This window comes from Bacillus sp. FSL W8-1202 (assembly GCF_038006165.1).
Taxonomy (GTDB): domain Bacteria; phylum Bacillota; class Bacilli; order Bacillales; family Bacillaceae; genus Bacillus; species Bacillus subtilis.
Genome location: NZ_JBBOUR010000001.1, coordinates 2,109,563 through 2,121,842, shown reverse-complemented (window position 1 = coordinate 2,121,842; position 12,280 = coordinate 2,109,563). Strand labels below are relative to the sequence as shown.

General features: G+C 43.8%; 9 protein-coding genes. 3 read left to right on the top strand and 6 right to left on the bottom strand.

The features are described from left to right. Positions 1-2: 2 nt before the first annotated feature. The 4 genes from NSQ09_RS10980 to citA all read right to left on the bottom strand — a co-directional run bounded on the left by NSQ09_RS10980 (position 3) and on the right by citA (position 5,166). The gene (locus tag NSQ09_RS10980; RefSeq protein ID WP_095843605.1) at positions 3-1,358 is read right to left on the bottom strand and encodes a sodium-dependent transporter; all 1,356 of its coding nucleotides are present in this window, start codon (positions 1,356-1,358) and stop codon (positions 3-5) included. 118 nt (positions 1,359-1,476) lie between these two features. Next, positions 1,477-2,874 (bottom strand): branched-chain amino acid transporter BcaP, encoded by a 1,398-nt coding sequence (gene bcaP / locus NSQ09_RS10975; protein WP_341031359.1) that lies wholly within the window; start codon positions 2,872-2,874, stop codon positions 1,477-1,479. 248 nt (positions 2,875-3,122) lie between these two features. Then, positions 3,123-3,992, bottom strand: coding sequence for an SDR family oxidoreductase (locus NSQ09_RS10970; protein ID WP_095843604.1), 870 nt, complete (start codon positions 3,990-3,992; stop codon positions 3,123-3,125). A 73-nt stretch (positions 3,993-4,065) separates the two neighbouring features. Then, positions 4,066-5,166, bottom strand: coding sequence for a citrate synthase CitA (citA, locus tag NSQ09_RS10965; RefSeq protein ID WP_024573277.1), 1,101 nt, complete (start codon positions 5,164-5,166; stop codon positions 4,066-4,068). A gap of 108 nt (positions 5,167-5,274) precedes the next feature. Between citA and citR the strand changes: the two genes are divergently transcribed. Beyond that, positions 5,275-6,150, top strand: coding sequence for a transcriptional regulator CitR (gene citR / locus NSQ09_RS10960; RefSeq protein ID WP_341031356.1), 876 nt, complete (start codon positions 5,275-5,277; stop codon positions 6,148-6,150). 70 nt (positions 6,151-6,220) lie between these two features. On the opposite strand, the gene lytE is transcribed toward citR, so the two are convergent. Continuing rightward, positions 6,221-7,225 carry a peptidoglycan endopeptidase LytE gene (lytE, locus tag NSQ09_RS10955; protein ID WP_003244816.1) on the bottom strand — a complete coding sequence of 335 codons (1,005 nt, stop codon included), beginning with the start codon at positions 7,223-7,225 and terminating at the stop codon, positions 6,221-6,223. A 528-nt stretch (positions 7,226-7,753) separates the two neighbouring features. Here lytE and phoA point away from each other — a divergent pair. After that, positions 7,754-9,139, top strand: coding sequence for an alkaline phosphatase PhoA (gene phoA / locus NSQ09_RS10950; protein ID WP_080031053.1), 1,386 nt, complete (start codon positions 7,754-7,756; stop codon positions 9,137-9,139). 29 nt (positions 9,140-9,168) lie between these two features. Here the strand turns inward: phoA and spoVR are convergent, their stop codons facing one another. Next, positions 9,169-10,584 carry a stage V sporulation protein SpoVR gene (spoVR, locus tag NSQ09_RS10945; RefSeq protein ID WP_017695402.1) on the bottom strand — a complete coding sequence of 472 codons (1,416 nt, stop codon included), beginning with the start codon at positions 10,582-10,584 and terminating at the stop codon, positions 9,169-9,171. Positions 10,585-10,747: 163 nt separating this feature from the next. Between spoVR and NSQ09_RS10940 the strand changes: the two genes are divergently transcribed. Then, positions 10,748-12,274: a mechanosensitive ion channel gene (locus NSQ09_RS10940; RefSeq protein ID WP_017695403.1), complete on the top strand. Its 1,527-nt coding sequence runs from the start codon at positions 10,748-10,750 to the stop codon at positions 12,272-12,274. Positions 12,275-12,280 lie beyond the last annotated feature (6 nt).

The following is a 12,280-nucleotide window of genomic DNA, read 5'->3' as shown; positions in this document are numbered from 1 at the left end:
TTTTAAAATGATAAAATTCCGATTAAATTTAAGAACACGATAATAATGGCAAGCGGCACGATAAAACGAAGCAAATAAAACCATGTGTAAAAGAATGCTTTACCTGCATTTGATCCATTTCGCATTTCAGCCAAGAGTTCGCTTTTCGAAATTTTCAGCGGGATAAATAGAGAAATTAACAGAGCGCCTGAAGGCATCAAAACATTGCTGACGGTAAAGTCGGCAATATCAAAAAACGTTTTGCCAAATAGGTGCACATCACTCAAAACGCCATAAGACAAGCAGCATGGGATTCCGACCAAAAAGATCAAAAGCCCGCTCGTCCATGACAGTTTTTTTCTCTTCTTTTCGTCCCCTTTTCCGATTGTGGCAACGATAATTTCAACCATCGAAAATGCTGAGGTTAAGGCTGCAAATAAAAATGCAACGAGAAAGCCGATAAAAAACAACGTGCCGAACGGAAGCTGTACAAAAACGGCCGGAAGCACTGTAAACAGCAGTGTCGGTCCTTCATTTGGCTGAAAACCGAATGAGAAAACCGCCGGAAAAATAGCCAAACCTGCCAAGAGTGTCACAATGATATTCATCAAGACAATGGAGGCTGCCGAACGAGGGATATTTTGTGTTTTCGGCAAATAGGAGCTGTAGGTCACCATCACCGAAACCCCCAGTGTTAACGTAAAGAAGGCCTGTCCCAGCGCGAATAATATGGATTCCGGAGTCAGATCGCCGAAATGAGGCACAAGCAGAAACTTTACGCCTTCCATTGCACCATTAAGCGTAAGAGACCGAAGAACGAGCAGAATAAACAATAAAAACAAAATCGGCATCATCACCGCGCTTACCCGTTCAATCCCTTTTTGAACCCCTCTTGCGACAACGAGTACAGTCAGTGCCATAAAGACAAGCTGAGCCGCGAGCGTCTGCACCGGATTTTGGATAATAGAAGCAAAAAGAGCGCCATACTGTGCTTGAGAAAGCCCGGACAGTGAGCCTGACGCCGTTTTTACTATATACAGCAAAATCCATCCCCCAATTACACTGTAAAACGACAGCACTAAGAAACACGCGGCTACGCCGATCCACCCCGTAAGAAACCAAGCTGATCGCGGCGCTTCTTTTTTATATGCATCAATGGCATTCGTCTGGTTCCGTCTTCCAAAAATAAATTCCCCCACCAAAAGCGGATAGCCTAAGAGGATGGTAAATAACACGAAGATAAGAAAAAAGGCTCCTCCCCCATTGGTCCCCGCTACGTAAGGGAATTTCCAAATCGCGCCCAAGCCGATAGCCGAGCCGGCCGCTGCCATGACGAAACCAATTTTCGAAGCCCATTGGACTGGTTTTTGCTCAGACAATAAACGTCACTTCCTTTCCAGCCTATATTATCTCTTATTTTTGTCTTCATTTCTATAGATTCATTTGCCAAGAACAGAAAAGAGAGCGGCCTGTATGGACGCTCTCTTTATCAAAAGGTTATTGATTTAATTTTGAATGCTTTCTTGAATACAGAAAATAGATTACCAAGCCGATTAACAGCCACACTAGGAAGCGGACAATCGTCACCCATCCCAGATTTAAAATCAAGAACAGGCAGAACAGAATCGCCAGGCCTGGGATCACGGGAACTCCCGGGCATTTAAAGGCTCTCGGAAGATCAGGCTGTTTCTTTCTCAAAACGATAACTGCCACAGAAATCAGTACAAATGCCGACAGCGTCCCGATGTTTACCAGCTTTGCAAGTTCATCCAGTGGAACAAGTGAGCCGAGAAGCGCCGACATCGTTCCGAAAAACCAAGTGGCTACATAAGGTGTTTTGTGCTTTGGATGCACTTTAGAAAGTGAACCCGGCAAAAGTCCGTCACGCGACATGGCAAACATGACGCGGGTCTGCCCGTAAAGCATCACGAGCATAACTGTTGTCATTCCCAACACGGCGCCAATATCAATGATGCCTGCCACCCAATTTTGCCCTGCGCTTTGAAGAACTAGAGAAACCGGATGATCCACACCCGCAAATTGAGCAAACGGGATAACCCCAGTCATGATCGCTGATACGGTGACATATAAAATCGTGCAGATCAGTAAAGAGAAAATAATGCCTTTAGGCAGATCCTTCGCGGGATTTTTCGTCTCTTCCGCAGCAGAGGATACAGCGTCAAATCCGATAAAAGCAAAGAATACGAGCGCCGCTGCACTGAACACGCCGCCAAAGCCCATCGGCATAAACGGCTGCCAGTTGTGCGGCTTCACGTAAACGGCTGCCACCGCGATAAACAGCAGAACAACCAGTATCTTCAAGATAACCATGATATTGTTGACTCTTTTTGATTCTTTGATGCCTAAATAAAGCAAATATGTGATCGCCATTACAATGACGAATGCAGGAAGATTAAACAGGGTAAAGGTGCCTTTCACTGCGCCCGGTGCCGCTGTTAAAGCAACCGGAAGATGAATGCCGAGCCCTGATAAAAACGATTGGAAATAACCAGACCAGCCGACCGACACTGCACTTACCGCCAGCATGTATTCTAAAATTAAATCCCACCCGATAATAAAGGCCATAAGCTCTCCCAATGTCGCATAAGTGAATGTATACACCGAACCTGAAACAGGCACACTTGACGCAAATTCCGCGTAAGACAGGGCGGCGAATAAACAAGCCAGCGCCGCCACAACAAATGAAATCGTCAGCCCGGGACCGGCCGTGACTGCACCTGTTCCCGTCAGAACAAAAATCCCTGTGCCAATAATGGCGCCGATTCCAAGCAACGTTAAATCAAATGCCCCTAATTCTCTTTTTAAAGACTTTTCACCGCTCGTCGCAGCGATTAAATCCTGAATGCTTTTCTTCCTAAAAACGCTCCCTTTCATTCCCCTTCAACTCCCGATCATCTATTTTTATATATTTTATTTGAATTTTCTGAATTCATGAGCAACAATGGTCATTTTTCTTTTTTTCTACTATATTTGTACTGGTCGCGAATCATTCCTTTCTCCTACTCAATATTATATATAAAATTGCAAAAATGAAAACAAAATTGTTAGAAAAATCGACAAATTTTTTATTTTGAAATTTTTCACCACACAAAAAACCAGCTCTTGAGCTGGTTTTTCGTTGATTACGTTGAAATAAAACGGCCGCCATTCACATGAATGGTCTGCCCTGTCATATAGGAAGATTCGTCAGACGCCAGCAGAACATAGGCGCTTGCATGCTCAACCGGCTGTCCCGGTCTTCCCATTGGGGTATCCAAGCCGTGCTGTTTCACTTTTTCCTCAGGGAATGTCGCCGGAATAAGCGGTGTCCAAATCGGACCGGGCGCCACCGCATTCACTCTGATGCCTTTATCTGCAAGCGACTTCGCCATGGAACGCGTAAAGGAAACAATCGCACCCTTTGTGCTGGAATAATCAATTAACGCCGTATCCCCTTCATAAGCGGTAATCGATGTCGTATTAATAATGGCACTCCCCTCTTGCAGGTGAGGCAAAGCTTTCTTCGTCATATGAAACATGGAAAAAATATTTGTGCGAAAGGTTTTTTCCAGCTGTTCTGTTGAAATATTGAGAATGCTGTCCTGGGGATGCTGTTCAGCGGCGTTGTTCACTAAGATATCGAGTTTACCAAAATGGTCGACTGTTTGCTGCACAGCTTGTTCACAATGGTTTTCGTCCCCGACATCTCCCGGGATAAGCAGGCAGCGGACATTCTCCTTTTCGATCCGTTTACGTGTTTCCTCTGCGTCCGAATGCTCGTCTAAGTATAGAATGGAGATATCAGCCCCCTCTTTAGCAAAGGCAATAGCTGCTGCTCTCCCTATTCCGCTGTCGCCTCCAGTAATGATCGCGACTTTTCCTTTCAGTTTTCCGCTTCCTCGATAATCCTCGTCCTCTGACAGCGGCAGCGGATTCATTTTTGACTCAATGCCCGGCTGTCTGTCCTGATGCTGCGGTTCTTGTCCTTCTGTTTGTCTGTCCATTGAGTTCACATTCATCACTCCTAGACATGTGGTTGATACTGAACGTTACCACACGACAGAAATGAATAAACGCCAAAATATGTTATGAAAGAACTTCCTCGGGAATGGCACCGGTATATTGCGCTGACGGGCGGAAAATCATGTTGTTTTCTGCCTGTTCCAGTACATGGGCGCACCACCCTACCATTCGGCTTGCTGAAAAGGTCGGAGTAAACAATTCATCGTCAAAATCGATGGCCTTCATCACTGCAGCTGCGTAAAATTCAACATTTGTGTACAGCTTTCGTCCCGGTTTGTAGATTTCTAGCAAACGAATCGCTTCTGCTTCTACATGCAGCGCAAGATCAAGATCACGGTCATTGCCGGCCACCTCTTCTGCTTTCTGTCTCAAAGCTTCTGCCCGCGGGTCTTTTGTTTTGTACACCCTGTGGCCGAATCCCATCAAGCGCTCTCCTTTTTCGAGTTTTTCTTTCAGATATGCTTCAGCATGTTCCTTTTCTCCAATGTCTTCAAGCATTTTTGTCACCGCAGAAGGAGCGCCTCCGTGCAGCGGACCTTTCATCGTACCGAGAGCAGCCGTGACGGCTGACACTAAATCACTCTCTGTAGATAACGTGACCCGTGCCGAAAAAGTGGATGCGTTCATGCCGTGCTCCATGGCCAGAATCATATAGGTTTCAAGCGCTTTCTTTTTTGCCTCTGAAGGCTGTTCACCTGTGAGCATATAATAGTAGTTTTCGACATGTCCGTACTGGGAAGAAGGTGCAATTGCTTGTTCACCGCGCGTCCATCTTTTTCTGTATGCAATGATGGAAGGCGTGATTGCAATCAGCCGGATTGCTTCTTCTGTTTTCGGATGGAATGTGTACGTATTTTCCCCCAATGCTGAAACAACCGTTCTCAGCACCGACATATCGTCCATGTTGTTTGGCAGTGATTGAATCAAGCGCTCAATATGTTCCGGAAGATTCCGTTCCGCAGCCAGCTTATCTTTAAATACCTGCAATTCTTCAGTTGAAGGCAGTTTCCCAAATAAAATCAAATAAGCCGCTTCTTCAAAGCTGTGATTCAGTGCGATGTCTTTTGCATGATGTCCTCTGTAAATCAGACGCCCTTTTTCACCATCAATATGGCTGATTGATGTTTCCACACATGTAATTCCCTTTAATCCGTAATGTACCATTTGTATTCCCCCTATCCTTTTCTGTTATTATAGTAAATATAATATTTAAAAAATAATGAATATTTTAAAGGGAATTAATTAAAAATATTAATCAGAGGGAGAATAGAAATGGATTTCAAATGGCTTCACACCTTTGTGACCGCTGCAAAATATGAGAACTTCCGAAAAACGGCGGAAACGCTTTTCTTATCTCAGCCCACTGTGACCGTACATATCAAGCAATTAGAAAAAGAAATCAGCTGCAAGCTGTTCGAGCGTAAAGGCAGGCAAATCCAGCTGACTGATGAAGGCAGGGCGTATTTGCCGTATGCGCTCAGGCTTCTTGATGATTATGAAAACAGCATGGCAGAGCTTCACAGAGTGAGACAAGGCTACTCTCAAACCTTACAGCTCGCGGTTTCTCCGCTTATTGCAGATACTGTGCTTCCTTCTGTCATGAAACGGTACACAGCAATGAATACGGAAACAGAAATGGCGGTTACGATTTTCGAATCAGCGGAAATCGCGTCACTGATTAAAGCCGGGGAAGCAGATATCGGACTAAGCTGTTTAAAGGTACAGTCTTCTTCTTTAAGCTGCCACTGCTTATACAAAGACCCTGTCGTCCTTGTTGCCCCGCCCGATAAGCGTTTCATAGAAGACAACGAAATTGATGCCAAAGGGGTGCTCGAACAATACCTGCTTTTGACCCACAATCATCCTGATTACTGGGACGACTTGCTCCGTCAAGTCAGAATGACATTTCCATTTGTGAGAACAATGAAGGTCACTCAAACACATATAACGAAACGGTTTATCAAGGAAGGACTCGGAGTTTCATTTCTGCCTTTATCTACAGTAAAGCGTGAGTTAGCAGAGAAACAGATGATCAGAATTCCTTATCAGTCTGTACAGCTGCCTTATGCCGGCGCTTACGCGATTGCCCTTTATGAAAATAAGAAAGAAAAAAAATTCTTGGATTTTTTATCACATTTTCATTTTTAGGAGCAACCAAAACGCCTGTGCTCCGTCTAATGAAAAAAACCCGTTCCAATGAACGGGTTTTCTCTAAAAATTAGAATCTTTTCGCACCGAGGTAACGAGGCTTCCAGTAGCTGTTGTTCAGGCTGCTGATTTGTACGCCGTCAGATCCTGCATGAATGAAACTGTTGTTTCCAATGTAAATCCCCATGTGAGAAGGGCCGGATTTATATGTTGTGAAGAAGACGAAATCACCAACAGACGGGCTGGCAATGCTCTTCATAGAACTCCAGTATCCTGCAGTGCTTGTTCTGCCCACACTTGTTTGTTTATTCAGTACGTACCAAATGAATCCGCTGCAGTCAAAGCCTGAAGTTGTCGTTCCGCCCCATTTATATGGCGTTCCGACTAACGCTTTTGCATCAGAAACCAGCTTGCTCACATTAAGTGATGTAGATGACGTTTTGCTGCTTGAAGACGATGAAGATGAAGCAGGTTTTGAGCTGCTTGTGCTTGTTCCTTTCACCTTCAATACTTGGTTGACATAGATTACATCTGATTTTAAGCCGTTTAAGCTTTTTAATTTGCTAACCGTAGTGCCGTATTTGCTCGCAATTTTAGAAAGGCTGTCTCCGCTCTTTACTTTATAAGTAGAAGTTGAAGACGATGACACTTTTGATGAGCTGGAGCTGCTTGAACTAGTTGAACCTTTCAGTTTCAGGACTTGTCCAACACGAAGCAAATCTGATTTTAAGCCATTCAGCTTCTTCAGTTCATTGATTGTCATGCCGTATTTTTTTGAAATTTTCCAAAGGCTGTCCCCGCTCTTTACTTTGTATGTAGAAGAAGAGGAAGAAGAACTGCTGCTTTTTGAACTTGTAGATTTGCCGTTAATCGATAAAGTTTGTCCCACATAAATAATGTCTGAACGAAGGTGGTTCTCTGATTTAATTTTACTGATCGTTGTGTCGTATTTTCTTGAAAGATCCCATAACGTGTCGCCTTTTTTCACCTTAATGCTTTGTGCAGATGCCGCTCCTGCAAATAACGTCGATCCTAAAACAACTGCTGTCGTAGCTGTAATGATTTGCTTTTTCATATTTTCCTCCCCAAATGTTAACTCTATATATATGTATCTCTTTTTTTAATTAATCTTATTGATTTCTATTATAAGGATAGATTCCCATCAGAAATAGTCTTGACTTCATGTGACAAATTTCTTAATTATTCGTTCTAAAAAAAAGTTTTTAAGGGTATTAAATATTTCATTTTCGTTGCAAAGGTGACAAAAAACGAGTGCTTTTGTCATGTTTTATGGGATGTTTTTCAACCTAAAGGAAATAAATGGAAAACTTTCGGGGTCGGCTCACATATCGGAAAAATGAGTGATAAAGAATATTCGAGGAGAGCTGCGGTTATCCGCAGTTTTTTTATTTAAACAAACATATCATGCAAAGACAGAGAGGTAAAGATTTTTCTGAAAAATGAATGCTTTACATCAAATAAGGCAAGATAACGAAAAGCGTTTTTTTATTTCCTTACAAGGCTTTACTTATTGTTTACATGATCAGCAGCCGCATTTAACAAAATTTCCCTAACATAATAAACGGAATACATTAAAGGAGGCATGAAAAAAATGAGTTTGTTTCAAAATATGAAATCAAAACTTCTGCCAATCGCCGCTGTTTCTGTCCTTACAGCTGGAGTCTTTGCCGGAGCTGAGCTGCAGCAATCAGAAAAGGCCAGCGCCAAAAAACAAGACAAAGCTGAGATCAGAAATGTCATTGTGATGATAGGCGACGGCATGGGGACGCCTTACATAAGAGCCTACCGTTCCATGAAAAATAACGGTGACACACCGAATAACCCGAAGTTAACAGAATTTGACCGGAACCTGACAGGCATGATGATGACGCATCCGGATGACCCTGACTATAATATTACAGATTCAGCAGCAGCCGGAACAGCATTAGCGACAGGCGTTAAGACATATAACAATGCAATTGGCGTCGATAAAAACGGAAAAAAAGTGAAATCTGTACTTGAAGAGGCCAAACAGCAAGGCAAGTCAACAGGGCTTGTCGCCACGTCTGAAATTAACCACGCCACTCCAGCCGCATATGGCGCCCACAATGAATCACGGAAAAACATGGACCAAATCGCCAACAGCTATATGGATGACAAAATAAAAGGCAAACATAAAATAGACGTGCTGCTCGGCGGCGGAAAATCGTATTTTAACCGCAAGGACAGAAACTTGACAAAGGAATTCAAACAAGCCGGCTACAGCTATGTGACAACGAAACAAGCATTGAAGAAAAATAAAGATCAGCAGGTGCTCGGGCTTTTCGCAGAGGGAGGGCTTGCTAAGGCGCTCGACCGTGACAGCAAAACACCGTCTCTCAAAGACATGACGGTTTCAGCAATTGATCGCCTGAACCAAAATAAAAAAGGATTTTTCTTGATGGTCGAAGGGAGCCAGATTGACTGGGCGGCCCATGACAATGATACAGTAGGAGCCATGAGCGAGGTTAAAGATTTTGAACAGGCCTATAAAGCCGCGATTGAATTTGCGAAAAAAGACAAACATACACTTGTGATTGCAACTGCTGACCATACAACCGGCGGCTTTACCATTGGCGCAAACGGGGAAAAGAATTGGCACGCAGAACCGATTCTCGCCGCCAAAAAAACCCCTGAATTTATGGCAAAGAAAATCAATGAGGGCAAACCGGCAAAAGATGTGCTCGCCCGCTATGGCAATCTGAAAGTCACATCTGAAGAAATCAAAAGCGTTGAAGCAGCTGCACAGGCTGACAAAAGCAAAGGGGCCTACAAAGCCATCATCAAGATTTTTAATACCCGCTCCAACAGCGGATGGACGAGTACCGATCATACCGGCGAAGAAGTACCGGTATACGCGTACGGCCCCGGAAAAGAAAAATTCCGCGGATTGATTAACAATACGGACCAGGCAAACATCATATTTAAGATTTTAAAAACTGGAAAATAAAAAGGATGCAGAACGCTGCATCCTCTTTTTTATAAATATCTGCGGTGAACACCTTTTCCGTCGTAGGAAAACATGACTTCCTTATCCTCAAGCACAGACTCAATGTGCACGCTTCTTCCCCAAAGCTGGAATAAATAAGGAAGCACCTTCTCCAAATATTTCAAATCTAACTCTATTCCTTCATACCAATGCTTAATATAGAGCTCGTTATTTTTCATATAATCGCCGTCGTTTACTGTCAAATATGGAAAACCGCCATTTACCCGCATGCTTACGAGCTGGTCGCGCACCGACTTCCACTGTTTATCGATGATTTTATAATCTCGGCCCTGTTTTTGAAACAAATAAAGATCCTCGCGCATGACTAATTCTTTGGTTAAATAATTGCGGATGAAAGAGATATCGGATTCAATCTCCCTGACCTCAAACATTTTCTCCCGGCCGGAGTCAGGCTGCACGCCCATTTTCTTCATTTCCTCCGTCGGGTTGTTGTACCTCTTTTCAATGTCTTCAAATATTTTTAGCCCTAAATAATAAGGATTAATGCCTGTTTTGGACGGCTGAACGACACCTGCATTCAGCTTGGCGAACTCGATCGCTTCATCAGAGGTTAAATCAAGCTCACGTATAATTCGCTGGTGCCAATAGGAAGCCCAGCCCTCATTCATAATCTTGGTTTCCAGCTGAGGCCAGAAATAAAGCATTTCCTCTCTCATCATCGTTAATATATCACGCTGCCATGGCTCCAGCTCCCGGGAATGCTCCTCGATAAAAAGCAGGATATCTTTTTCAGGCCGCGGCGGGAACGGTTTTTTCGGTTTTTTCGATTTTTTCACTTGTTTTTTCGGTTTCTTTTCATCCAATGACCATAGATCATCGTAAGGCGTGGCTGCCTCTTCAATCTCCTCTTCCTCATCATCCACACTCCATTGGAGCTTTGGTCGGACCAACGACGGATCGATATGCTCCTGAATCGAAAGGATTGCATCTAAAAAAGATTCGACTTCTTTTATCCCGTGAACCTGTTCATAGTGTTTTATCCGTTCAGCTGTTGCCGCCATGCTTTCCACCATATCGCGCTTCGTGTTTTGGAAACGGCAGTTGTTTTTGAAGAAATCGCAATGAGCAAGAACGTGTGCGACAATCAATTTATTTTGGATCAGTGAGTTGCTGTCCAGCAAAAAAGCGTAGCATGGATCTGAGTTAATGACCAGCTCATAGATCTTACTTAACCCTAGATCATAGTGCAGCTTCATCTTGTGAAACTGCTTGCCGAAGCTCCAGTGGCTGAATCTTGTCGGCATCCCGTACGCGCCAAATGTATAAATAATTTCAGCCGGGCAGATTTCATATCTCATCGGGTAGAAATCAAGGCCGAATCCTTTTGCAATTTCGGTAATTTCCTCAATTGCCCGCTGTAATCCCTTCTTCTCCTCCGCGTTCAACCGAATCCCCCCTACTTGGACTTATCTATAATGTATGAGCCCGCCAGACAAAAGATGATAGTCTCACTCGGGCAAGAAAAAATTCCCCCCGGCACATTCATCTGTTTGCTTATTGGATAAGTGGGTAAACACACACCATACTACGAAAAAGGAGCGATACCAATTGAATGTAGCAGACGTGTTTTCTTCTTATCTCAGTAAGCTGCCAAACGTAATCATTGCTTTACTCGTCTTATTAATCGGCTGGGCTATTGCTAAAATCATTGAAAAAGCGGTATACAAAGGACTCAGCAAAACAAAAATCGACGACAAGCTCTTTGCTGGGAAAAAGCCTTCACGCTATTCCTCGGAAAAAGTCATAAGCAAGGTCGTTTATTTTATCGCACTGATCATCGTCTTTATTTTATTCTTTAACATTTTGCACCTGACAACAGTGGCATCGCCGTTTGTCAGTATGCTTTCGGCGATTGCAGCCGCGATCCCAAGCGTGCTGAAAGCCGGACTCATTCTGCTGTTAGGATGGGCTGCAGCCTCTGTTTTGAGCTTCCTTGTCAAAAAAATCGGGATGAAGCTGAACACGAGTGACAAACTGCGCAAGTGGAATTTGGTGTCTGAAGGAAAAGATATTCACCAGGCTGTCAATACCGCTTCACAAATTGTCTTTTATCTCGTGCTGCTTGTTTTTCTGCCAGGGATCTTATCTTCTTTGAAAATCAGCGGCATTTCAGGTCCTTTTACAAATATGATGGAAAGCGTGCTCGCTTTTCTGCCGAAATTATTTGCAGCGGCGCTTATCGTATTAATCGGCTGGCTTGTTGCCCGCCTTGTTCGTGATATCATTACGAATTTCCTTGCAAGCATCGGCACGGAAAGATTCGCGGCACGTATGGGTTTATCAATTTACTTAAAAGATACAAGCCTTTCAGCAGTCATCGGAACAATCGCTTATGTGCTGATTATGATTCCGGTGGTCATTTCAGCGCTTGATCAGCTGGATGTCTCCGGCATTTCAAAACCGGCTGTCTCTATGCTGAATACGATTTTAAACATACTTCCGAACATCATGATTGCCATCGTGCTTGTTTTAGCAGGTATCTGGGCAGGAAAATGGGTGAAATCCATGGTGTCCGGACTGCTCCATCGCGCAGGCTTTGATTCTGTCTTAGGGAAAATGGGCATGGAAGCCGGAACGCCTGCAAAGCTGTCCTTGTCTCAAGTTGTCGGTATGATTGCGCAAATCATTGTCATTCTGCTCTTTACAGCTGAGGCTCTTCAAATTGTTCGGCTGCACTTCCTCGTAGAAATTGCCACTGGCATCATCGCGTATCTGCCGAATGTCCTTGTCGCAGTATTCATTCTCGGACTCGGCCTTTACGCAGGAGAATTGGTGAGAAAAGTGCTCGCAAGCATGATAAAAGGCCAGGAATTCAAGTCTTTAGCGCCTATTGCTAAATATACGATTATCGCACTTGCTTTCTTTATGGCCCTGGATCAGCTTGGTGTCGCTGCGACAATCGTCAATTCCGCGTTCATCATCGTTCTTAGCGGCTTCGCACTCGCTTTCGGTTTATCCTTCGGCCTTGGCGGTAAGGATTTTGCATCACGTTATCTGTCTACATTTGAACGCAAAATGCAAAACACAGAAATCGAAAAAAACCGAAAAAACCAAAATCCGCCGAATGACATGTAAGCAAAA